This window comes from Agromyces aureus, from assembly GCF_001660485.1.
GTDB classification, from domain to species: Bacteria; Actinomycetota; Actinomycetes; order Actinomycetales; family Microbacteriaceae; genus Agromyces; species Agromyces aureus.
The window spans coordinates 210,258-233,806 of sequence record NZ_CP013979.1; the positions used below are offsets into that span (position 1 = coordinate 210,258).

Here is a 23,549-nt window from a genome sequence, read left to right on the forward strand (position 1 = left end):
GATGAGGCGGCATCCCTCTCTCACAGCGGGGATGGCGCCTGATCTCCTGCGGTCTGCACTTCGCTCAGGCGCCGGATGCCTCGAGCACGGCCATCGCCGCGTTGTGTCCGCCGATGCCGCTCACCGCGCCGCCGCGCACTGCGCCCGATCCGCAGAGGAGCACGTGCGGATGCCGCGTCGCGACGCCCCATCGTTCGGCCGGCGTCGCGAGCGGCGCACCGGGCTCCGCCCACGGCCATGACAGCGGCCCGTGGAAGATGTTGCCGCCCGGCATCGCGAGCGCGTGCTCGAGGTCGAGCGTGGTCTTCACCTCGATGCACGGCCGGCCCGCGGCATCCGTCGCGATGACGTCTTCGATCGGCTCGGCGAGCACCGAGTTCAGCGACGCGAGCACTTCGGCCTGCAGCCGCTCGCGCAGGGCGTCGTTGCCGAGCCGCTCCACGAGCCGGTGCGGCGCGTGCAGCCCGAAGACCGTGAGCGTCTGGTAGCCGGCCTCGACGAGCTCGGGCGCGAGGATCGACGGGTCGCTCAGCGTGTGGCAGTAGATCTCGCACGGCAGCGGTGACGGCACCTCGCCGCGCGCGGCCGTGCGGTACGCCGTCGCGAGCTGCGACTCGAGCTCGTTGATGTGGAACGTGCCCGCGAACGCCACCTCGGGGGCGACCGACGTGTCGCGCAGGCGAGGCAGGCGCGTGAGCAGCAGGTTGACCTTGACCTGCGCGCCCTCGGGCTCGGCGAGATGCCGCAGCCGCTCGCGCACGACGGACGGCAGGCCGACCTTGAGATCGGGCACGAACGGCGACTGCACCGCCGGGGCGATCGCCGAGTCGACGAGGGCCTCGGTGAACCGCTCGGAGACGGCCGCCGCATCGGCCGCGGTGTCGAGCAGGCGCTCGAGCACCGCCGGGGCGACGTTCGAGAGCACGGTCGCCGCCGTCGCCTCGTGCTCCCCGCCGTCGTGCAGGTAGATCACCCGGCCGTCGGGGTCGACCGAGAGCACCTCGGCGCCCGTCACGAGCTCGGCGCCGGCCTCGCGCGCGGCCCGGGCGAGTTCGCCCGTGACGGCGCCCATGCCGCCGACGGGCACGTCCCAGTCGCCGGTGCCACCGCCGATGACGTGGTACAGGAAGCAGCGGTTCGCGTCGAGCGACGGGTCGTCGAGCTCGGTGAAGGTGCCGATCAGGCCGTCGGTCGCGACGACGCCGCGCACGAGGTCGCTCGTGAAGCGCGCGTCGACGACCTCGCCGAGGGGGCGCTCCACGAACTCCGACCAGGCGCGCGCGTCATCCACGAGTGCGCGCGCCTCCTCGCGCGTCGGCAGCGGTTCGGTGAGCGTGGGGAAGAGGCGTTCGGCCAGCCGTGCGGTGTCGGCGTAGAACGAGCCCCAGGCCGCGGCATCCGCTTCGGCGTCGACCTTCGCGAACGCGGCGACGGATGCCTCGGGCGTGGCGTCGGCATCGACGAGCAGGCCTCGCGACGGGTCGCGAGGGTCGGGCGTGTACGACGAGAAGCGTCGGCGCACGAGCCGGATGTCGAGCCCGAGGTCGTCGATGATGCGCTGCGGAAGCAGGCTCACGAGGTACGAGTAGCGCGAGAGGCGCGCGTCGACGCCGTCGAACGCCTGCGCCGAGACGGCAGCGCCGCCGAGGTGGTCGTCGCGTTCGAGCAGCAGCACGCGGCGTCCGGCTCGGGCGAGGTAGGCGGCCGCGGTGAGGCCGTTGTGGCCGCCGCCGACGATCACGACGTCGTGGTCGTGGCGGGCGCGCTCGTGGTGGAGGAGGGGCATGCCACGAGCGTAGGCGACCCGACCGCTTCGTCATCTGGGAAAGAAATTACTGACAAGTCAGTAAGTGTTCCCATATGCTGACGTCGCGACCGCGCCGAGGAAGGCGTCGGCCGTGCACCACCTCGCACTGACCCGGTACCACGGCGGCGCGATCTGCCGCCGGCCGACGTTCAAAGGAGAACCTTGTGATGCACCGCACCAGGGCGGACCACCCGCCCACCAGATCGAGCCGGCTCATCGGAGCCGGCGCCGCCATCGCGGCACTGGCCATCGCCGGAACCGCGCTCGGCGCGGCACCCGCGTACGCCGCCGAGCCCGACTTCGGCCCCAACGTGACGATCTTCGACTCGTCGTGGACGGCCGACCAGATCAGCGCGGCCCTCATGGCCGCGTCGACCGAGGCCGAATTCAGCCTCAACCGGCACCAGTTTTTCTTCAAGCCGGGCACCTACGGCTCCGCCGCCGGCCAGAACAACCCCGGCACGGCGACCGGCATCGTGAACTCCGAGCTCGGGTACTACCAGGCGGTGGCCGGCCTCGGCGCCTCGCCCGAGGACGTGCGCATCAACGGCGCGATCCACGTCGAGCCCGTGCGCCAGTGCGAGGCCAACCCGTGGGACTGCCAGCAGCCCGGCTCGCTCACTCGGTTCTGGCGTTCGATGTCGAACCTCACGTTCAACCCGATCCAGCGTCCGGTGGGCATCGACGCCAACCGGCCGTTCCCGAGCGGCATCACGAACGCGCACCAGATGCGCTTCGCCGTCTCGCAGGCTGCGCCGCTGCGCCGCATCAACATCGAGGGCGACCTCACGCTGATGGGCCGCGTCGGCGAGTACGCCTCGGGCGGATACCTCGCGAACTCGAAGGTCTCCGGAACCTTGGTGAGCGGTTCGCAGCAGCAGTGGTTCACGCGCGACTCGAACGTCGGAACGTGGGACGGCGGCGTCTGGAACATGGTGTTCTCGGGCGTCGACGGCGCGCCCGCGACCGACTTCGGGCCCCTGCCCGGCGGCGGCAACGGCAACAAGACGAACGTCGCCGAGACGCCGATCAACCGCGAGGCGCCGTTCCTCTACCTCGACGGCTCCGATTACAAGGTGTTCGTGCCGAAGGCCAAGCAGAACACGAGCGGTGTCGACTGGTCGACCAGCGCTGCCTCCGGCCAGTCGATCGCGATCGACGACTTCTTCATCGCGCACGAGGGTGCCACGGCCGCGCAGCTGAACGCCGCGCTCGCCGCGGGCAAGCACCTGCTCATCACGCCAGGCGTCTACAACCTCGACGCGCCGCTGCACGTCGACCGCGCCGGCACCGTCGTGCTCGGGCTCGGCTACGCGTCGCTCGTGCCCACCGCGGGCAACGCCGCGATCGAGGTCGGCGACGTCGCCGGCGTCAAGATCGCCGGACTCACCATCGATGCGGGCACGACGCTCTCCGACGTGCTGCTGAAGGTCGGGCCCGATGGCGCGAGCAACTCGGACCCCGCAGACCCGACGACGCTCTCCGACGTGTTCATCCGCGTCGGCGGCCCGTGGGCCGGCAAGGCCACGACGAGCATCGAGGTCAACAGCCCCGACACGCTGCTCGACCACATCTGGGCCTGGCGCGCCGACCACGGCGACGGCGTCGGCTGGACCTCGAACGTCGGCGACCACGGCGTGGTCGTGAACGGCGACGACGTCACGGCGCTCGGACTCTTCGTCGAGCACTACCAGAAGAACCAGGTCATCTGGAACGGCGAGCGCGGACGCACGATCTTCTTCCAGAGCGAGATCCCGTACGACGCGCCCACCCAGGGCGCGTACAAGGACGGCAACCGCCTCGGGTACGCGGCCTACCGGGTCGGCGACCAGGTGCGGCACCACCTCGCGCAGGGTCTCGGCGTGTACTCGTTCTTCGACAACCAGTACAACCAGAGCCAGGACATCTTCGTCGAGAGCGGCGTGCAGGTGCCGCAGCGACCGGGTGTGCGCGTCGAGTCGGCCGTCTCGGTCAAGCTCAACGGCACGGGCGGCATCAAGCACATCGTCAACGACCAGGGCGATGCCGCCCAGGGCGCGGGCGGCGGCATCTCGAAGTTCCTCGCGGTCTACGAGAGTGCGACCGATCCGAACGCGCAGAACCTGCAGGTGACCGTGCCCGAGGGTGCGCCCGGCGAGTTCGTGTGGAGCATCGACGGCACGAACGACATCGTCGACCTCGGCACGGCGGTCGAGAACGGCGACCACTTCGCCGCGGCCGGCACGATCAACCCGGTGCGCGTCACCGACACGCGTCGGGGCGCCACGCCCTGGTCGGTCTCGGCGCAGGTCGGCGACTTCGACTCGCCCGGGGGCTCGTTCTCGGGCAAGTACCTCGGCTGGGCTCCGAAGGTCGTCGAGGCCGGCGGCGGCGCCGTCGCGGGCGGGGCCGTGCAGTCGGGCTTCGTGAGCGGCGACGGGCTCTCCGAGTCGTCGACCCTCGGCAGCGCGCCCGCAGGCCACGAGCGCGGATCGGCCAAGCTCGGCGCGGACCTCGATCTGCGGATCCCGGTCTCGGCGACCGACGGCACCTACCGGGCCACCCTCACGATCACCGGACTCGGTTGATCGGGCTCGGTTGATCGGTTCGGGTCGGCTCCGGCCGGCCCGAACCACCCCGGCCGGGGCGAGCGCGTGTGCGGCGCCCGCCCCGGCCACCCCCCGTTCCACCCTCGACGACGAGGAGCACCACATGCGCACCGCGCCCGCCACCGACATCCGCTCGCCCCGAGCTCGACGGGGTGCCGGCTTCGCGCTGCGCGGGCCGGCGTTCGTCGCGACACTCGTCGCCGCACTCGCGGCCGCCCTCGTGGCCGGTGCAGCGATTGCCCCCGCCTCGGCCGAGGAAGCCGACGGGCCCGAGGTCACGTGGGGCGTGCGCACGGCCGACACCACGTGGGGCGACGGCCGGGAGAACTACGCGTACGAGGTCGAGGCCGGCGAGACCATCGACGACGCCCTCGTCATCGCGAACCACGACGTCGTGCCGATCGAGCTCGACGTCTACGCCGCCGACGCGTTCACGACCTCCGACGGCCAACTGGATGTCGCGACCCGCGACGTGCGCCCCCGCGAGCTCGGAGCCTGGGCCGTGCCGGCCGCCGACCGGGTGACCGTGCAGCCCGGCGAGGCGGTCGAGGTGCCCTTCACCATCACCGTGCCCGCGAACGCGACCCCCGGAGACCACGCCGGCGGCATCCTCACCGCGTTGGCCGCGCCCGAGGTCGACGACGGGCTGACGGTCGACCGGCGGCTCGGCATCCGCATCCACCTGCGCGTCGGCGGCGAACTCGCGCCCGCGCTCGCGATCGACGACCTGCGCGTCGACTACTCCGGCACCCTGAACCCGTTCGGCACCGGCGCCGCGACCGTGTCGTACACCGTGCGCAACGCGGGCAACACCAGGCTCGCTGCGGCTCAGGATGTCGCGCTGACGGGTCCGTTCGGCATGCTGCCGATGACCGTGGCCGGCGTCGCCGACGTTCCCGAGCTGCTGCCCGGCGAGACCTGGCCCGTCGAGGTGCGGGTCGAGGAGGTCGTGCCCGCGTTCGTGCTCACGGCCGGGGTGACGCTCGAGCCGGTGCCGCCGGCTGCCGTCGCTGCAGCCGACGCCGCTGCCGACGCCTCGCCCGCGCCGAAGCCGGTCGAGGAGGCCGCGTCGACCGCGGCCGTGCCCTGGACGTTGCTCGTGCTCGTGCTGCTGCTCGCCGCGGCGATCGTCGTCTGGGTGCGACTCGCTCGCCGCCGCCGCGCCCGGCGCAAGGCCGGCGAGGACGCCCGCGTGCAGGAGGCCGTCGACCGCGCGCTGCGCGAGCGCGAGGCGCAGGTCGGTGCTGCGGTCGGCTCGGAGCCGGCCCCGGAGTCGGCCCCGGAGCCCGAGTCCGAGTCCGAGCCCGTGCGGTCGTAACGCCTCGATCGACGACCTGCCCCTTCGCGCGGAACGTCTTCGTCAGGCCTCGGGCGGTGATCATCTGGTTCGAGGTGTTCGGCTGGTTCGTCATATCTGCAGTCTTCTCGGCCATGCGGACAGGTTCTGTCCGGTTTCAGAGGAAGATTCAGGTATGGCCGCAACCACCTCCAGAACCCTCGAACTGCTCTCGCTGCTGCAGAGCCATCGGCACTGGACCGCCCGCGAACTCGTCGACCGGCTCGACGTCAGCGACCGCACGCTGCGGCGCGACGTCGAGCGCCTGCGCGAGCTCGGCTACGGCATCGAGTCGCTGCGGGGGAGTGCCGGCGGCTACCGCCTCGAGGCCGGAACCGGCCTGCCCCCGCTGCTCCTCACCGACGACGAGGGTGTCGCGATCGCCGTCGGCCTCCGCTCGCAGGCCACCGCCGGGCTGCGCGGCGCCGAGCACACGACGCTCAGCGCGCTCGCGAAGATCGAGCAGGTGCTGCCCGCGGCGCTGCGCCGGCGCATCGAGGCCCTGCAGTCGCATGCGGCGGTCGGCCCCGGCATCGGCGGCGGTCGATCGGGCGGCGCGGGCGGTGCCGGCGCTCCGGCACCCGAGGTCGACTCCGAACTGCTCGGCCTGCTGGCCCTCGCCTGCCGCGACTCCGAACGGCTGCGCTTCCGGTACACGGATGCCGCGGGCGAGTCGTCGTCGCGGTCGGTCGAGCCGCATCGGCTGGTGCCCGTCGCCCGCCGCTGGTACCTGCTCGCCTTCGACCGCGACCGCGACGACTGGCGCACGTTCCGCCTCGACCGCATGAGCGACCCGTTCCAGACGCGCGTGAACTTCGAGCCGCGGCCGATGACCGACGAGGAGGCGCGCACTCGGGTCGAACGCGCGCTGCGGTGGCGCGAGCGCACCGTGTCGATGCGGGTGGTGGCCGCGGTCTCCCGCGAAGCGCTGCAGGCCCACCTCGGCTGGTGGGGGCGCGACGTCGTCGCGATCGACGCCGAGCACTGCGCCTGGCCGCTCGAGGCCGACCTCGTCGAGAACCTCGTCATGGCCCTCATGTGGATGCCGCGCGGCGTGGCGTATCGCGTCGAGGGCCCGCCAGAGGTGCTGGCGTTCGTCGCCGAGCAGGCGTCGCGGTTCCAGGCGGCGGCGCCCGGTACAGCCTGATCCGAGAGGACCGTTCGGTTCATCTCAGTGGCGGATGTCGGTGGGCCGGGGTTTCATGGGCGCATGGACATCGCCTTCGTGGCGGGCTTCGGCCCCATCGGCACGGCCGACTCGGCATCGCTCGACTTCTGGCGTGGGTCGCTCGGCATCGCGTTCCACGAGAACGCTCCGGGCTACTTCCACACCGAAGATCTGCGGGGCGTCAAGGCGTTCGCGATCTGGCCGCTGAGCCAGGCCGCCGAGGCGACCTTCGGCACGGCAGAGTGGCCGGCGTCGCTGCCGACGCCGCAGGCCTGGGTCGAGTTCGACGTGGCCTCGCCCGCGGCCGTCGCCGAGGCGGTCGAGGAGCTGCGCGCGGCGGGCCACGAGATCCTCGTCGGCGCGCACGACGAGCCGTGGGGGCAGACGACGTCGCGTCTGATGAGCCCCGAGGGGCTGCTCGTCGGCGTCAGCTACACGCCCTGGATGCACGAGCAGGCGTGAAACGCCTGGTCGGCTGACCGCTTCGCCCCGCGCGTCAGTCCTCGCGCTCGAGCGTGCCGATCTCGGAGCCGTCCTGGTCGAGCACGGTCATCGTGTCGTCGGCGATGGTCGCCTGACTGAGACCCTCGAGCCACGTATCGACGCTCTCGCAGGCCATGCGCGTCGAGGCGACGTCGTGGAACTCGACATGGTCGGATTCGTCGACGGTCCACGAGCCGGTCAGCCGGTTGCAGCCGTCGGTGCCGGTGAGGCCGCCGCCGTCGGCGAGCACCAGCGACGGCTCGCTCGTCTCCGAGGTGTCGCCCCAGGTTCCGACGGGGTCGACCGAGCCGCCTCGATCGTCGCCCTCCTCGCCGAGACATCCTGACAGCAGGAGCACGGCCGTGATGGCGGTTGCAGTGATCGCGATCCCCCGAAGCGCATTCATGGTCGCAGGGTAGCCCGGTTCGGAGCGTCGGCGCCAGAGGCCCGACCGCCCCGTCTTCGGGGGCTGGAGCTCGCCGGTAATGTGGCGGCCATGCAGTGGGGTCGTCGGTACTTCGCGGTGCAGGCGATCGCCGGTGCCGCGTGGTGGGTCGCCGTGTGGATCTCGCCCTTCGTGCGCGAGGCCACGCTCGGCGGCCTCGATCCGGTCGCCGTGGCGATCCTCGACGTGCCGCTGTTCGTCGTCGCGTCGGCGATCGCCGCGTTCGGGGTGCGGGCCGCTGCGGTCGTGGTCACGGTCTGGACGATGCTCGTCACGGTCGGGCTGGCGGGGTATGCGACGGTCACCGGCGAAGCCGGATGGGGCGTGGTCTTCATGACCGCGGCCTCCTGCGGGTCGGCCGTCGCCCTGTGCCTGGTGCTCCTCGGACGCGTGCCGACCGAATGGATCATCGCCGGTCCGTTCGCATTCCGGCCCGCTGGCACGCGCACCTCGCCGACCGCGCACGTCTGGGCGACCGCGGCGCAGATCGTCGTGTTCTGGGGCCTGTTCCTCTGGGTGTTCCCGGTGCTGATCGCGGCACTCGAACAGCGGTGGGGGCTCTCGGCGACCGTCCCCTGGCTGGTCGATGCGGCCCGGCCCGTCGGCGTGGTCGTGTTCGTGCTCGCGAGCGCCCTCGGCATCTGGGCCGCTGCGGCGATGTCGACGAAGGGCGACGGCACGCCCCTTCCCGCGGCGATGCCGAATCGGCTGGTCATCGCCGGGCCGTACCGCCACGTGCGCAATCCGATGGCGCTCGCGGGGATCGTGCAGGGTGCCGCGGTCGGCCTCGTGCTCGGGTCGTGGCTCGTCGTCGCGTACGCGATCGCCGGTTCGCTGCTGTGGAACTTCGCGATCCGGCCGTTCGAGGAGGCGGATCTCGAGGCACGCTTCGGCGACGATTTCCGCAGGTACCGGGCTGCGGTGCGCTGCTGGTGCCCGCGTCTGACCGCCGTCTCCGCGGCGGAGCTCGGCCGTGAGTCGGATCCGCTGATCCGCTGACCAGCCGCGACATCGGGCCGCGACGATCGGGTCGCGACGCCGTCGGCCCGTGGGCCCGCGGTCGTCTCCTACGGCAGCCCGTCGCCCGCGGGCGTCGCGGTCGCGGCTGCTGCTCGAGCCAGCGCGTCGCGACAGGCGACGACCGCGGGCCGGGCGGCCGCGGCGAGGCGCGTCGACGTGAAGATCTCGCGCTGCGGATGTCCGGGCAGGTCGAGCAGGGCCACGCTCGGCGCCTCGCCGGCCCACACGAGGTCGGGCAGGAGGCCGACGGCGTTGCCCGTGCGGATGAGTCTGATGTGCGCCATCAGGTCGGCCGACTCGAACCGCACGTCGGGCTCGAAGCCCGCGTCGCGGCAGAGTTGCTCGGCCCAGTCGCGCGAGGCCGTGCCCCTGGGCTCGAGCACCCAGGGCATTCCGGTGGCGGCGGCGAGCATGGCGCGCGGGTCGGGGTCGCCTCGCGCCATGAGTCGCGTCGGATGCGGCGGCAGCGCGAGCCGGATGCCGTCGGCGGCGAGGCTCACCCGGTCGAGGTCCTCGCGGTGCGCACGCGTGTGTCCGGGGTACTGCTCGGCGATCACGAGGTCGAAGTCGCGGGCGGCGACCTCGAAGAGGCCGGCATCGGGCTCGCGCTCGGTGACCTCGACCCGCAGGTTCGGGTGCTCCGAGCGCAGCAGGGTGAGCGCCTGCGGCACCATGGCGTGCGCCGCCGACTGGAACACCGCGATGCGCACCGTGCCGCCGACGTCGGTCAGCGACCGCGCGACATCCGCCTCGGCCTCTTCGAGCCGATCGAGCACGGCGCGCGCGTGGCCCACGAGCAGTTCGGCCTGCGGCGTGAGCTGCACGCGTCGGCCGACCTGCACGAGCAGCGGCACGCCGGCCTCGCGTTCGAGCAGGCCGAGCTGCTGCGACACCGACGACGGGCTGTAGGAGAGCGCCTCGGCGACCGCCGAGAGCGTGCCGCGCTGGCTCAGCTCGACGAGCAGGCGCAGGCGTCGTACGTCGAGCATGGCCGGCCTCCGACATCCGTCGATCATTCGGTTCTGATGAACAGTATCCATCGGATTCATTCGCTTTACCGAACGGATGTCTCGCCGCACACTGGTGGAGTCGGCACAGCAGCCGACAGGCGCCGCCAACCCCGGGCGCACGAAGCAAAGGACACTACCCTCGTGACCATGTCGGACCACGCCACGCTCGCCAGCCAGAGCACCGAGCGCGTTACTGCCCTGGTGCGCCGTTGGCTCGCCGAGAGCGCCGAGCACCCCGCCGAAGTCTCCGCCGAACGCCTCGCCGGCGTGCTGAAGGACCCGAACGGGCTCGCCTTCACCGTCGGCTTCGTCGACGGCGTCATGCGCCCCGAAGACCTCGGCGTCGCCGGCCGCAACCTCGCGCAGGTCGCGAAGCTCACGCCGAAGTTCCTGCCGTGGTACCTCCGCGCTGCGATCCGCCTCGGCGGCGTGTTCGCGCCCGTGCTCCCGTGGATCGTCGTGCCGATCGCGCGCCGGGTGCTCCGCGCCATGGTCGGTCACCTCGTGCTCGATGCGACCCCCGCGAAGCTCGGCCCCGCGATCGCGCACCTGCGCGAATCGGGCAACCGCCTGAACCTCAACCTGCTCGGCGAGGCCGTGCTCGGCGAAGACGAAGCCGATCGCCGCCTCAAGGGCACGACCGAGTTCCTCGCGCGCGACGACGTCGACTACGTGTCGATCAAGGTGTCGAGCGTCGTCAGCCAGCTCTCGATGTGGTCATTCGACGAGGCCGTCGCGAAGGTCGTCGCCAAGCTGACGCCGCTCTACGAGCTCGCCGCGCAGAACGAGGCGCGCGGCAAGCCGAAGTTCATCAACCTCGACATGGAGGAGTACCGCGACCTCGACCTGACCATCGCGGTCTTCACGTCGCTGCTCGACCAGCCGCAGCTGAAGGGCCTCGAGGCCGGCATCGTGCTGCAGACCTACCTGCCCGACGCGCTCGGCGCCATGCAGCAGCTGACCGAGTGGGCGACGCGTCGTCGCGCCGACGGCGGTGCGCCGATCAAGGTGCGCGTCGTCAAGGGCGCCAACCTCGCCATGGAGCACGTCGACGCCGCCGTGCACGGCTGGCCGGTCGCGACCTACGGCACCAAGCAGGACTCCGACACCAATTACAAGCGCGTGCTGCGCTGGTCGATGACCCCAGAGCGAACGGATGCCGTGAAGCTCGGCATCGCCGGCCACAACCTGTTCGACGTGGCCGACGCCTGGATCACCGCCGTCGACCGGGGCGTCACGAGCCGGGTCGAGTTCGAGATGCTCCTCGGCATGGCCACCGGACAGGCCGAGGCCGTTCGCGGCGACGTCGGCAACCTGCTCCTCTACACGCCCGTCGTGAACCCGAGCGAGTTCGACGTCGCGATCGCCTACCTCGTGCGCCGCCTCGAAGAGAACGCCAGCCAGGAGAACTTCATGTCGGCCGTGTTCGACCTCGCGTCGAACGCCCGACTGTTCGCCCGCGAGGAGAGCCGTTACCTGGCCTCGCTCGCCGTGCTCGAGGCCGAGCCGGCCGAGACCGCCGAGACCGCCGGCCTCGCCCCGGCCCCGAACCGCGTGCAGAACCGCCGCACCGAGTGGACCGAGGAGTCGTTCGCCGCGGCCATGGCCCCGAAGGACGCCCCCGCGCCCGGCGCCGAGCACGAGGGCGACGAGTCGCTCACGAGCGTGGTGCTCGGCATCCGCCGCGGCAGCGTCGGCGACGGCCTCGACGCGTTCGCCGGGTTCGACGGCGCGACCGCCCTCGACGGCGCACCCGCACCGCAGGGTTCGGGCGTGACCCCCGGATTCCGCAACGAGCCCGACACCGACCCCGCGCTCGCGGCGAACCGCGACTGGGGTCGCCGCATCCTCGCCCGCGTTCCCGAGTCGCGCCTGGGCGTCGACACGGTCGCCGCCGCGCGCATCGACGACGCCGCGACCCTCGACCACGTCGTCTCGGTGGCCGCCGAGCGCGGCCGCGCCTGGGGCCTGCTCTCGGGCGACGAGCGCGCCGCCGTGCTGCACCGCGCGGGTCTCTCGCTCGCCGCGAACCGCGACCGCCTCATCGAGGTCATGGCCGCCGAGACCGGCAAGACCATCGCCGAGTCCGACCCCGAGATCAGCGAGGCCATCGACTTCGCGCACTACTACGCCGAGCGCGCCCGCGAGCTCGACCACGTGCAGGGCGCCGAGTTCGTGCCGTCGAAGGTCACGGTCGTGACCCCGCCGTGGAACTTCCCGGTCGCGATCCCCGCCGGCGGCGTGCTGGCCGCGCTCGCCGCCGGATCGGCCGTCGTCATCAAGCCCGCCAAGCTCGCGCAGCGCTCGGGAGCCGTCATGGTCGAGGCGCTCTGGGAGGCCGGCATCCCGCGCGACCTGCTCGTGCTCGTCGACCTCGCGCAGCGCGACCTCGGCAGCCGCCTCGTCAGCCACCGGTCCGTCGACCGCGTGATCCTCACGGGTGCGTACGAGACCGCGAAGCTGTTCCGCTCGTTCCGCCCCGACCTGCCGCTGCTCGCCGAGACGAGCGGCAAGAACGCCATCATCGTGACGCCGTCGGCGGACCTCGACCTCGCGGCATCCGACGTCGTGAAGAGCGCGTTCGGCCACGCCGGACAGAAGTGCTCGGCCGCGTCGCTCGTGATCCTCGTGGGCTCGGTCGCGAAGTCGGAGCGCTTCCTGCGCCAGCTCGTCGACGCGACGATGTCGCTCAAGGTCGGCTGGCCCGAGCACGCAACCAGCCAGATGGGCCCGCTCGTCGAGCCGGCGAACGGCAAGCTCGAGCACGCGCTGACCCAGCTCGGCATCGGCGAGGAATGGCTCGTCGAGCCCAAGCGCCTCGACGACACCGGGCGCCTCTGGTCGCCCGGTGTGCGCACGGGCGTCGCCGCGGGCTCGTACTTCCACCTCACCGAGTTCTTCGGCCCCGTGCTCGGCGTCATGCACGCGAAGAACCTCGACGAGGCGATCCGCATGCAGAACGCGGTCGACTACGGCCTGACCGCCGGCCTGCACTCGCTCGACTCCGACGAGGTCGCGACGTGGCTCGACCGCGTCGAGGCCGGCAACCTCTACGTCAACCGCGGCATCACGGGCGCGATCGTCCAGCGTCAGCCGTTCGGCGGCTGGAAGCGCTCGGCCGTCGGCGCCGGCTCGAAGGCCGGCGGGCCGAACTACCTGTTCGGCCTCGGCGACTGGGTTCCGCAGCACGACATCACGTCGGGCTCGCTGCACCTGCGCGGGCTCGAGAAGCGCGTGTCCGAGATCATCGAGGCGTCGCAGTCGTCGATCGACTTCGAGTCGTTCGAGGTGCTCCGCCGGTCGGCGCTGTCCGACCAGATCGCCTGGACCGAGGAGTATGCGACCGTCAAGGACGTCTCGGGCGTCGGCGTCGAGCGCAACCTGTTCCGCTACCGTTCGCTGCCCGTCGCGATCCGCATCGGCGAGGCGGCGACGCTCGGCGAGGGCCTGCGCGTGATCGCGGCCGGCGTGCTCGCGAAGTCGGCGCTGCGGGTGTCGACCGCCCACGACCTGCCGAAGGGCGTCTCGCAGCTGCTCGCCGCGAAGGGCGTCGACATCACCCGCGAGGGCGACGCGGCGTGGCTCGCGCGCGTCGCGAAGAAGGGCGTCGGCGCCTCGCGCGTCCGCCTGGTCGGCGGCAACCCGGTGGCGCTCGCGCTCGCGCTCGACGGCACTCCGGATGTCGCGGTCTGGGCGCACCGGGCGACGCCGTCGGGCCGGGTCGAGCTGCTGCCCTTCCTGCACGAGCAGGCGATCTCGATCACGAACCACCGCTTCGGCAACCCGACGACGATCACCGACGGCGTGATCTGACCCGAGCGCCGGTCGCAGTTTCGCCGGTCGAGGAGGCGCGCCAGCGCCGTCTCGAGACCCCTGCGCGCTTGGTCTCGAGACGCTGCGCTCCTCGACCGGCGGAGGGGCAGCGCTATGCGGTGGGCGGGAGCGGGTCGCGCCCGCGGTTCTGGCGGCGCACGCCGCGCGGCGCCCGCCCGCCGAGGAACGACTCGCCCGACGCGACGAGGAACCCGTTGCGCAGCGCTTCGCGCCCGATGAGCATGCGGAAGCCCATCTCGTCGCGATTGCTGAGCGTGACCTCGGCCTGCATGTCCTGACCGAGCAGCACGATGTCGAGCAGCACCACGATGCGCTCCTCGGAGTGCCCGGATGAACTGCGGATGCTGCGTCGGTCGTGCACGCGCGACTCGACCACGACCGCGTCGTCGTCGGAGTTCTGCCAGGGCCGCACGCCGTAGCGGACCCACGGCTCACCGTCGCGCTCGAACTCCTCGACGTCGAACGCGTGCAGCGACGACGATCGGGCTCCGGTGTCGAGCTTCACCTTGATCCACTCGACGCCGATCACGGGGAGGCTCGCCCACTCGCGCCATCCGGCGATGGTGCTTGAATGGTGTGGCTCTCTCATCTCGAACCATCATGGCAGGGACTCACTTTGAAACTCGCGATTCTCTCGCGCGCCCCGCAGGCGTACTCGACCCAGCGACTCCGAGCTGCAGCGCTGCAGCGCGGTCATCAGGTCAAGGTGCTGAACACCCTGCGCTTCGCGATCGATCTCGCCGGCGCCGAGCCCGATCTGCAGTACCGCGGTCGCCCGCTCAGCGACTACGACGCGATCCTGCCCCGCATCGGCAACTCGATCACGTACTTCGGCACGGCCGTGGTGCGCCAGTTCGAGCAGATGGACGTCTACACGCCCAACACCTCGAACGGCATCACGAATGCGCGCGACAAGCTCCGCGCCCACCAGATCCTCTCGCGCCACAACATCGCGCTGCCGCCCACGACGTTCGTGCGCAACCGGGCCGATGTGCGCCAGGCCATCGAGCGGGTGGGCGGTGCGCCCGTCGTCATCAAGCTGCTCGAGGGCACGCAGGGCATCGGCGTGATCCTGGCTCCCCAGGTGAAGGTCGCCGAGGCGATCATCGAGACGCTGCACTCGACGAAGCAGAACGTGCTGATCCAGCGGTTCATCGCCGAGAGCCGCGGCCGCGACATCCGCGCGCTCGTGGTCGGCGATCGCGTGGTCGCGGCCATGCGACGGGTCGCGAACGGCGATGAGTTCCGCTCGAACGTGCACCGCGGCGGCAGCGTCGAACCGGTCGAGCTCACGCCCGAGTACGAAGAGGCGGCCGTGCGCTCGGCGCAGATCATGGGCCTCAAGGTCGCCGGCGTCGACATGCTCGAGGGCAACGAGGGCCCGCTGCTCATGGAGGTCAACTCCTCGCCGGGGCTCCAGGGCATCGAGACGGCGACGAACCTCGACGTCGCCGGCGCGATCATCGACTACATGGCCAACCAGGTCGCGTTCCCCGAGATCGACGTGCGCCAACGCCTCACGGTCTCGACGGGCTACGGCGTGGCCGAGCTGCTCGTGCACGGCAACGCCGATCTCGTGGGCAAGACCATCGGCGAATCGGGCCTGTGGGATCGCGACATCACGGTGCTCACGCTGCACCGCGGCACCAACGTCATCCCGAACCCGCGCAAGGGCGTGCTGCTCGAGTCGGGCGACCGCCTGCTCTGCTTCGGTCGCCTCGAGGAGATGCGCTCGATGATCCCCGAGCGCCGCAAGCGCCGCGCGAAGGTGCGCCGCCTGCCCAAGGAGCCCATTCCCGAGAGCTGAGCGAGCGGATGCCGCGTGGGGGCGTTCGTGGCTCCGTGCGGGTCTCGAGACGGCGCTGGCGCGCCTCCTCGACCGGCGGTGGGTGGCGCTGGGTCGCCTCCTCGTCCGGTAGGGAGGCCCGCAGGGGGTAACGTCATCCGGTGCGCATCGCGATCGTCGGAGGGGTGCTGCTGCTCGTCGGAGCTGCGGCCGCGCTGTTCGGCGTGCTCACGCCCGACGACCTGGCCGAGCTCGCGGGCCGGGTGCTGCCGATCCTCGCGTTCGTGGTGGCGGTCACCGTGGTCGCGGAGCTCGCGGCCGAGGCGGGCCTGTTCCGGGTGATCGCCGAGCGCCTCGCGGCCCTCGCACGCGGACGGGCGATCGTGCTGTGGCTGCTCGTGCTGGCGCTCGCGACGGCGTCGACGATCTTCCTCTCGCTCGACACGACGGCGGTGCTGCTCACCCCGGTGGTCGTGGCGCTGGCGGCGCACGCGCGCATCTCGCCGATCCCGTTCGCGCTCACGACCGTGTGGATCGCGAACACGGGTTCGCTCCTGCTGCCCGTCTCGAACCTCACGAACCTGCTCGCGGCCGAGCGACTCGACCTGCATCCGCTGCAGTTCGCCGCGATCACCGCGGCCCCCGCCGCTGCGGCGATCGTGGTCACCGCGGCCGTGATCTTCGTGACGCGGCCGCGCCAGCTGCTCGCGCGCTTCGAGCCCGAGACGGCGAGCCCGCCGGAGGACCGCCTGCTGTTCGCCGTCTCGGCCGTCACGCTCGTCGTGCTCATGCCGCTGCTCGTCTCGGGCGTCGAGGTGTGGATCCCGGCGACGGGGGCCGCGATCGTGCTCGTGATCGCGTTCGCGGTGCGCCGGCCGGCCGTGCTGCGGTTCGAGCTCGTGCCGTGGCAGCTCGTGGTGTTCGCCTCCGGGCTGTTCCTCGCGGTCGAGGCGTTGCACGCCGTGCGGGCGACCGACGTGCTCGGAGTCCTGGCGGGCACCGGGCACTCGCCGCTCGACCTGCTGCAGGTCGCGGGCGTGGGCGCGTTCTCGGCGAACGTCGTGAACAACCTGCCGGCCTACCTCGCCCTCGAACCGTTCGCCGACGATCCCGTGCGCATGGTCGCGCTGCTCATCGGCGTCAACGCCGGCGCGATCATCACGCCGTGGGGATCGCTCGCGACCCTGCTCTGGCATGCGCGACTCGTGTCGGCCGACGTCGAGATCTCGTGGCCGAGGTTCATGCTGCTCGGCCTGCTGGTGGCGCCGCTCGTGCTCGTCGCGGCGACGCTCGCACTCGCGGCGACGGCCTGACGCTCACTGGCGGCTACTCGACCGGCGGCGCAGCTCGCGCGCGGAGCGCCGACGCGACGAGCGCGAGCGCCGCGTCATCGTCGAGGCCGAGGTGGTGCACGCGGTCGGCGTAGGCGATGGCGGCGAGCTGCGCCTGCTGCGTCGACGGGTCGCCCGTGGCCGAGACGAAGGTGCCCGCACGCCCGCGTCCCTCGATCACGCCATCGGCCTCGAGCGACTTGTAGGCCTTGGCGACGGTGTTGACGGCGAGGTCCAGTTCGGTGGCGAGGGCGCGCACGGTCGGCATCCGGGTTCCGGGGGCGAGCGAACCTGCGGTGACGGCCTCGACGACCTGCCGTCGCAACTGCTCGTACGGCGGGGCGGATGCCGCGGGGTCGATGCTGAGCGCGAACGGGCCGCCTGCGGCATCCGTCATGCTCAGTCCCTGCTGCGGTTGACCAGGCGCGAGAGCACGATGGCGCTGCGCGTGTGGTCGACGTTGGGGGCGATGCGCACGCGTTCGAGGGCGTCCTCGAGCGAGGCGATGTCGCGCGCGCGCATGTGCACGATGGCGTCGGCGCTGCCCGTGACCGTTCCCGCGTAGACCACCTCGGGCACCTGCTGCAGGATGCGCTGGAGCTCGTCGGGTGCGACCGTGCCCCGGCAGAACAGTTCGACGTACGCCTCGGTCGACATGCCGTCGACGGCGGGGTCGACCTGGATCGTGAACGAGCGGATGACGCCATCGGCGACGAGGCGGTCGACACGTCGCTTCACGGCCGACGCCGAGAGCCCGACCGACGAGCCGATGTCGCCGTAGCCCGCGCGTGCATTCTGGCGGAGCAGGTCGAGAATCGAGCGATCGAGGTTGTCCATCCTCGGAGTGTACGACGATCGGTTGCGCCTCGACAGGCCTCGACGCGCGAATCGTGCGCTCGACGCGCTTCGTCACACGGGCGGACTGATGCCGCGGGCCGGCGATCACCCCTCGAAACCGTCTTAGGCTCGAAGGATGAGCCCTCTCTCGACCGTGCGCCTCGGTATCCAGGTGCAGCCCCAGCAGGCCGACTACACCGCGATCCGCGACACCGTGCTGCGGCTCGAGGAGCTCGGCGCCGACATCGTCTTCAACTGGGATCACTTCTTCCCGCTGTACGGCGACCGCGACGGCAAGCACTTCGAGGCGTGGACCATGCTCGGCGCCTGGGCCGAGCAGACCGAGCGACTCGAGTTCGGCACGCTCGTGAACTGCAACTCGTACCGCAACGCCGACCTGCAGGCCGACATGGCCCGCACCCTCGATCACATCAGCGCGAAGGGCGGCGAGGGCCGCTTCATCTTCGGCACCGGGTCGGGCTGGTTCGAGCGCGACTACGACGAGTACGGCTACGAGTTCGGCACGGTCGGCGGGCGCCTGAACGCGCTCGCCGACGCACTGCCGCGCATCGAGGCGCGCTGGGCGAAGCTGAACCCCGCGCCGACGCGCAAGATCCCCGTGATGATCGGCGGCAAGGGCGAGCAGAAGACGCTGAAGATCGTCGCGAAGCACGCCGACATCTGGCACTCGTTCGTCGCGCCCGCCGAGCTCGGGCACAAGCTCGACGTGTTGAAGCAGTGGGGCGACGAGGTCGGCCGCGACGTGTCCGAGATCACGGTGTCGAACGAGCTCACCCGCGGCAGCGCCGACCTCGAGCACGCCGATGCGCTCTTCGACGCGGGCGTGCGCCTCTTCACGCTCGGCATCGGCGGCCCCGACTACGACCTCACGGCCGTGCGCGAGTACCTCGCGTGGCGCGACGCCAAGAACGCGCGGCTGGCGGCCTGATCGCGCCGCCGGTCACCAGGAGATCGGGAACGAGAGGGTCCCGTCGGGGCTGAGCGTTCCGGCCGCGGAGGTGATGCCGCCCACTGGGAACCGGCCGTCCTCCGTGCAGGCCATCTCGCTCGTCGACACCGTGCCCACCGTCGTCACGAACAGGCAGAGCTCGACCTCGTCTCGGGCTGCGTAGTAGCGGCGTTCGACACTGCCTCCATCGGTGAGGCCGCCCGGCCGAGTCAGCAGGTATCGGAACTCGAGCGGGCCGTGACCGAGGTTGAAGTCGACCGGGAGCGGAGGGACGTCGGCCTCGGTCTCCGGTCGGAGGAACACGTCGGCGGCCGGCAGGTCGGCCGCGAGCGGTTGCGTCTCGAGGTAGTCCGCCATGGTGCGCGGGCCCTCGAACGTGGGCGTCGGCGTGGCGGCCGGCGGCTCCGCGGTCGCGAGGGTGCTCGTGCCGAGCTGCCAGCCGGCGAGCAGTCCCACGAGCAGCGCGGCGACGCCCACCCCGATCGCACGGGGGAGCCAGGCGCGGCGGGTCGTCTCGGCATCCGGTTCGGTCGCGGCGCCGGCGCCGCCGTCGCCGTCCGCGGTCGCATCGACGGGCGCGGAGGCGCCGGGCGCGCTGGTCGAGGTCGCGGCGGCGAGGGCGGCCGCCTCGGCCTCGCGCTCGGCGAGGGCCGCTGCCGAGCGCGCCTCGAGGAGCGCTTCGAGTTCGCGCGCGGCATCCGCTCGCTCCGATTCGGAGGCACCAGAACCGAACGCGAGGCGTTGCAGGCGGGCGAGGTCGTCGTCGGGCTCGGGCACGGCATCCTCCGTCGGACGGCGCGGTTCGGGCACGCCGTGATCTGGTTCAGGATGTCGCATCGGCCGAACCGGGGCAACCGAGCGGGCGCTCCCTCACTGCGTGGCCACCGGCGCCGAGTCATGTCCCAACCCGGTTCACGCCGACGAAACACGCTGCTCGCCCGCGCCGAAACACCGAATCCCTAGGTTCGCCTCACTCGCATTCCGCGAGTGTCCGTGTCCAGGAGGTTCGATGCAATCACCACCGCGCAACACCAGAACGAGACGACTGCCGTACGTGATCCTCGGCGGGGGCGTCGTCGCCGCTGCCGCGATCGTCGGCGGCTTCATGGCGATTCCGGCCGTCAGTGGCGCGAGCGGCGCCGAGAGTTCGGCCACCGAGGAGCTCGAGAAGGTCACGTCGAAGCCCGACCTCGGGGCTCCACGCGACCCGCTGAGCCCCGACGAGCTGAGCTACGCCATCCACCTCGCGAGTACCGACGAGAGCGTGCCCGACGATGTCACGTCCGTCGACGGATCCGACGCACCCCAGGTGCTCTCCGTCGACATCGCGAACGGCGACGTCGACGCGACCGGTCGACGCGTCGACGTGTACCTCTTCGACTACACGTCGAACCAGACGTTCCTGCAGCGGGTCGACCTCACCGACGGCAGCGTCGAGAGCACGTCGAAGGCCGGCGTCCAGCCGCCGCCCACGCCCGACGAGGTCGACTACGCGTTCGGCGTCTTCCTCGCCGATGCCGCAGCCAGCGCCGCGGTGCGGGCCGAGTACGCCGCGGTCACGGGCGACGAGCTCGCGTCGATCGACCAGCTCGCCGTCACCGGCGGTGCCTTCGTTCCCGATGCCGGCACCCTCGGCGCCGACGCCTGCGGCATCGACCGCTGCGTGGAGATGCAGTTCCGCGTCTCCGGCGGCGGGTACCTCGACACCACCGGGTTCGTCGTCGACCTGTCCGCCAAGTCCGTGATCGGCATCAAGTGAGGAGCGCGACCATGAAGAGGATCTCCCGCGCGATCGCCGTCACCGCGACGGCACTCGCCGTCACGGCCGGCCTCGCCGTCATCCCGGTGACCTCGGCTTCGGCCGCGGTGCCGCTCGTGAACTGCTCGGGCGACGCGCTCATCGAGAAGTCGTTCGACAACGGCACGGACTGGCAGATGTGCTGGCGCGTCGACAGCAAGCACGGGCTCGTGCTCGAGCAGGTCGCCGTCAGGGCGCCGGGCGAGGACGCGTTCCGACGCGTGCTCGACTCGGTGAGCCTCGGCCAGCTCAACGTGCCCTACGACACCGGCAAGAACGTCTGGAACGACATCACGTCGTACGGCTTCGGCAACCAGTACCTGCAGAAGCTCAGCGCGGCCGAGTGCAGCACCGGCACCCTCCGCGACTACGGACAGGCCTGGAGCGTGACCCGGCGCGGCGTGACGACGAACTACCTGCGCACGATCCCCTCGCTCTGCATCACCGACACCACGCGCGACATGTCGTACCGCTCGCACGAGCAGACCTGGGGCTCCATCGAGGACAAGCCGCTGTTCACCGCGACCGGACAGGCGTTCAACCTGACCATCGTCTCGAAGGTCGACTGGTACGAGTACGCGACCAAGGTCGAGTTCACCGACGAGGGCGCGATCTCGTTCAACCTCGGTGCCACCGGCGACATCTCGTACGAGGACTTCGACGCCGACGCCACCACCGGATGGCCCGTCGGAACGGATGCCGCGAACTACGCGGCCTCGCACTGGCACAACGCGTTCTGGCGCCTCGACTTCGGTCTCGACGGCCAGAGCCTGCAGCAGGTCGAGCAGTACGACTCCACGCTCGGCGAGCCGGGCGAGATGGCCCCGCTGATGCATACGACGGGAGCGACGATCGAGCATCCGGCGAACCTCGTGCCCGCGGCGGACACGACCTGGTGGCGCGTTGTGGCCCCTGAGAGCCGCAACGCAGACAACCACGCCCGTTCGTACGAGTTCGTGTTCCCGGGTTCGCAGCTCTACCAGGGCAACCCGATCACGCAGCCGCTCATCAGCGTCACGAACTACGCCGACTGCGAGCAGTTCGCGAGCAACAACCTCAACCCCGCGTGCCCCAACCTGAGCGTGCTCGACTACGTCGCGAACAGTGCGGATGCCGCGTTGACCGACCCGGTGGCGTGGGTCAACAGCGGATTCCACCACGTCGTGCGCGACGAGGACCAGAGCCCGATGCAGACGCACTGGCAGTCGTTCTCGATCATGCCGCGCGACTGGACGGCGCAGTCGATGAGCACGCCCGACGCGAGGACGTGCATCAACGGTGACACCGGCGGTGAGATCCACAGCGATGAGACGCCGTGCGAGGCGGTCGTACCGACCGAGCCGGAGCCGACCGACCCGCCGGCGACGGAACCGCCGACCACGACGGAGCCGCCGACACCGACCGATCCGGCGGATCCGGGCGAGGCCGAGCCGACGCTGACCCTGTCGACCACGGAGCTCATCCCGGGCGAGAGCTTCGAGCTCGAAGGAGCCGGCTTCGCGGCCGACGAGTCGGTCGAGGTGGTGCTGCATTCGGATCCGATCACGGTCGGCGCGCTCACTGCCGACGGCTCAGGGACCGTCAGCGGGGCCTTGAAGGTGCCCACCGGGGCGCCGGAGGGATCGCACACGGTCGTCGTGACGGGCACCGAATCCGGCCTGACCGCGAAGGTCGGCGTGACGGTCGCTGCGGCCGCCGGAACGGCGGGAGCCGGCGCCGGGCTGCTCGCCTCGACCGGAACGGCGCTGCCGATCGCGGCGGCGACGGTGGCACTCGTGCTCCTCGCGGCGGGAGCGCTTCTCGTGATCCGTCGTCGACGTCGATCTGCGATCTCGGCGATCTGACCACAGGGCGGCGGTTCGGCACCAGCCGGGCTGCCGCCCTCGTCACCACAGGAAGGAGCAGCGATGCGACGTCCCATCGCGACGACCGTCGCCCTCGCGGTCGTCCTCGTGGCCGGTGCGGCCATGGTCGGACCGAGGCTCGCGGCGGCCGACGCCGCACGGGCGGCCGAACGGATCGACGGCGCACCGGGGAGCACCGTCATGTCGGCCTCCGGCCGAGCCGCGACATCCGATGCCCTCATGCCCTCGGAGGCCGGCGTCGACCCGACGGGCGCGGTCGACGACCTGCCGAACGACGCGGACATGCTGTTCGCGATGATGATGATCCCGCACCACGAGCAGGCCGTCGAGCTCTCGAAGCTGCTCGCTGCGACGCCCGACATCGACGAGTTCTCGATCTCGCTCGCGGCCTTCATCGAAACCGACCAGACCAAGGAGATCGCGGCCATGCACGCGTGGCTCGAGGCCTGGCACGGTGTCGGCGTCATGAATCACGCAGGGGGCGGAACGATGGCCGGAATGGCGACGCCGGAGCAGATCGCCGAGTTCGACTCGCTCTCGGGCGCAGCTGCCGAGGCGCGCTTCCTCGACCTCATGATCGCGCACCATCGCGGTGCGCTCGCCATGGCCGACGACGCGATCGCCGATGGCCGCAACAGCTACATCCGCTCGCTCGCCAAGCACATCGCCGCCGAGCAGGAGCGTGAGATCGCGGCGATGACCCTCAGGCTGGACGAGCTGTGATCGGCCGCCGCGTCGTCGTCGCGCTCGCCGGGGTCGTGATCGCGCTCGGCCTCGTCGGGGTCGCCGCCGCGGTGCACGGAGAGACCGTGCACCGGGCGGACTCCCCGTCGATGCGGCCGGCGATCGAGGTGGGCGACCTGGTGGTCGCGGCGAGGCTCCACGCAGAGCCCGCACGGGGCGACGTGGTGGTGTTCTCCGACCCCGGCGGCTGGGGGGAGCGCGTCGCCCGGCTGCTCGGTCAGGATCGGGTCGCCGACACCTTCGTGAAACGCGTGGTCGGTCTCCCCGGCGAGCGGATCGCCTGCTGCACCGCGGCCGGAGAACTCACGGTCGACGGGGTGCCGCTGGCCGAGGGCTACCGTGTGCCGGCTGAAGGTCTCGCGAGCGTGCTCGCGTTCGACGAGCTCGTTCCCGACGACGCCGTGTTCGTGCTCGGCGACGCGCGCTCGACGTCGATCGACTCGCGCTACCTCGGAAGCGTGCCGCTGGATGCGGTGACCGGCGCCGTGCAGCTGGTGGTGCCGCTCGGCGGTTGAGCCGCGGCGACC

20 protein-coding genes are annotated in these 23,549 nt (G+C 71.5%); 13 read left to right on the forward strand and 7 right to left on the reverse strand.

Annotated elements, in window-relative coordinates:
- Positions 1–64: 64 nt before the first annotated feature.
- Positions 65–1,786: a phytoene desaturase family protein gene (locus ATC03_RS00895; RefSeq protein ID WP_067871980.1), complete on the reverse strand. Its 1,722-nt coding sequence runs from the start codon at positions 1,784–1,786 to the stop codon at positions 65–67.
- Positions 1,787–1,974: 188 nt separating this feature from the next.
- On the opposite strand from ATC03_RS00895, the gene ATC03_RS00900 reads away from it, so the two are divergent.
- From ATC03_RS00900 to ATC03_RS00915, 4 genes are all read left to right on the forward strand, one after another.
- Positions 1,975–4,374, forward strand: coding sequence for an adenylyl cyclase (locus ATC03_RS00900; protein WP_179947891.1), 2,400 nt, complete (start codon positions 1,975–1,977; stop codon positions 4,372–4,374).
- Positions 4,375–4,498: 124 nt separating this feature from the next.
- On the forward strand, positions 4,499–5,713 hold the full coding sequence (locus ATC03_RS00905) for a WxL protein peptidoglycan domain-containing protein (protein WP_084003150.1): 1,215 nt from the start codon (positions 4,499–4,501) through the stop codon (positions 5,711–5,713).
- A gap of 154 nt (positions 5,714–5,867) precedes the next feature.
- On the forward strand, positions 5,868–6,878 hold the full coding sequence (locus ATC03_RS00910; RefSeq protein ID WP_067871985.1) for a helix-turn-helix transcriptional regulator: 1,011 nt from the start codon (positions 5,868–5,870) through the stop codon (positions 6,876–6,878).
- Positions 6,879–6,941: 63 nt separating this feature from the next.
- A complete protein-coding gene (locus ATC03_RS00915) occupies positions 6,942–7,361 on the forward strand; it encodes a VOC family protein (RefSeq protein WP_067871986.1) in 420 nt (139 codons plus the stop codon).
- Between the two features lie 34 nt (positions 7,362–7,395).
- Here the strand turns inward: ATC03_RS00915 and ATC03_RS00920 are convergent, their stop codons facing one another.
- Complete coding sequence (locus ATC03_RS00920; RefSeq protein ID WP_067871990.1) at positions 7,396–7,788, reverse strand: META domain-containing protein; 393 nt, start codon at positions 7,786–7,788, stop codon at positions 7,396–7,398.
- A 90-nt stretch (positions 7,789–7,878) separates the two neighbouring features.
- Between ATC03_RS00920 and ATC03_RS00925 the strand changes: the two genes are divergently transcribed.
- Positions 7,879–8,826 carry a methyltransferase family protein gene (locus ATC03_RS00925; RefSeq protein WP_067871993.1) on the forward strand — a complete coding sequence of 316 codons (948 nt, stop codon included), beginning with the start codon at positions 7,879–7,881 and terminating at the stop codon, positions 8,824–8,826.
- A gap of 68 nt (positions 8,827–8,894) precedes the next feature.
- On the opposite strand, the gene ATC03_RS00930 is transcribed toward ATC03_RS00925, so the two are convergent.
- A complete protein-coding gene (locus ATC03_RS00930; protein WP_067871995.1) occupies positions 8,895–9,836 on the reverse strand; it encodes a LysR family transcriptional regulator in 942 nt (313 codons plus the stop codon).
- A gap of 168 nt (positions 9,837–10,004) precedes the next feature.
- Between ATC03_RS00930 and ATC03_RS00935 the strand changes: the two genes are divergently transcribed.
- Positions 10,005–13,670, forward strand: a complete 3,666-nt coding sequence (locus ATC03_RS00935; RefSeq protein ID WP_067871998.1) for a proline dehydrogenase family protein — start codon at positions 10,005–10,007, stop codon at positions 13,668–13,670.
- A gap of 112 nt (positions 13,671–13,782) precedes the next feature.
- Here ATC03_RS00935 and ATC03_RS00940 read toward each other — a convergent pair whose 3' ends face one another.
- Positions 13,783–14,280: an ATP-dependent zinc protease family protein gene (locus ATC03_RS00940; protein WP_067872000.1), complete on the reverse strand. Its 498-nt coding sequence runs from the start codon at positions 14,278–14,280 to the stop codon at positions 13,783–13,785.
- Between the two features lie 27 nt (positions 14,281–14,307).
- Here ATC03_RS00940 and rimK point away from each other — a divergent pair, with 27 nt between their 5' ends.
- Positions 14,308–15,498, forward strand: coding sequence for a 30S ribosomal protein S6--L-glutamate ligase (gene rimK, locus ATC03_RS00945; protein WP_067872005.1), 1,191 nt, complete (start codon positions 14,308–14,310; stop codon positions 15,496–15,498).
- Positions 15,499–15,638: 140 nt separating this feature from the next.
- A complete protein-coding gene (locus tag ATC03_RS00950; RefSeq protein WP_067872007.1) occupies positions 15,639–16,790 on the forward strand; it encodes an SLC13 family permease in 1,152 nt (383 codons plus the stop codon).
- Positions 16,791–16,803: 13 nt separating this feature from the next.
- Here the strand turns inward: ATC03_RS00950 and ATC03_RS00955 are convergent, their stop codons facing one another.
- Together ATC03_RS00955 and ATC03_RS00960 are read right to left on the reverse strand one after the other, a co-directional pair.
- Positions 16,804–17,205, reverse strand: a complete 402-nt coding sequence (locus tag ATC03_RS00955) for a GntR family transcriptional regulator (RefSeq protein ID WP_067872009.1) — start codon at positions 17,203–17,205, stop codon at positions 16,804–16,806.
- Positions 17,206–17,207: 2 nt separating this feature from the next.
- A complete protein-coding gene (locus ATC03_RS00960) occupies positions 17,208–17,645 on the reverse strand; it encodes an Lrp/AsnC family transcriptional regulator (protein ID WP_067872012.1) in 438 nt (145 codons plus the stop codon).
- A 136-nt stretch (positions 17,646–17,781) separates the two neighbouring features.
- On the opposite strand from ATC03_RS00960, the gene ATC03_RS00965 reads away from it, so the two are divergent.
- Entirely contained in the window at positions 17,782–18,594 is an 813-nt protein-coding gene (locus ATC03_RS00965; RefSeq protein WP_067872015.1) for an LLM class F420-dependent oxidoreductase, read from the forward strand.
- Between the two features lie 12 nt (positions 18,595–18,606).
- On the opposite strand, the gene ATC03_RS00970 is transcribed toward ATC03_RS00965, so the two are convergent.
- Positions 18,607–19,392, reverse strand: coding sequence for a hypothetical protein (locus ATC03_RS00970; protein ID WP_152030815.1), 786 nt, complete (start codon positions 19,390–19,392; stop codon positions 18,607–18,609).
- Positions 19,393–19,624: 232 nt separating this feature from the next.
- On the opposite strand from ATC03_RS00970, the gene ATC03_RS00975 reads away from it, so the two are divergent.
- The 4 genes from ATC03_RS00975 (at position 19,625) to lepB (ending at position 23,537) form a co-directional block, all read left to right on the forward strand.
- Complete coding sequence (locus ATC03_RS00975) at positions 19,625–20,374, forward strand: hypothetical protein (RefSeq protein WP_152030816.1); 750 nt, start codon at positions 19,625–19,627, stop codon at positions 20,372–20,374.
- An 11-nt stretch (positions 20,375–20,385) separates the two neighbouring features.
- Entirely contained in the window at positions 20,386–22,257 is a 1,872-nt protein-coding gene (locus ATC03_RS00980) for a copper amine oxidase (RefSeq protein WP_067872028.1), read from the forward strand.
- 63 nt (positions 22,258–22,320) lie between these two features.
- Positions 22,321–23,001, forward strand: coding sequence for a DUF305 domain-containing protein (locus ATC03_RS00985; protein WP_067872031.1), 681 nt, complete (start codon positions 22,321–22,323; stop codon positions 22,999–23,001).
- Entirely contained in the window at positions 22,998–23,537 is a 540-nt protein-coding gene (lepB, locus tag ATC03_RS00990; RefSeq protein ID WP_067872034.1) for a signal peptidase I, read from the forward strand. The genes ATC03_RS00985 and lepB overlap by 4 nt, the downstream gene beginning before the upstream one ends.
- The last annotated feature ends 12 nt before the right edge of the window (positions 23,538–23,549 follow it).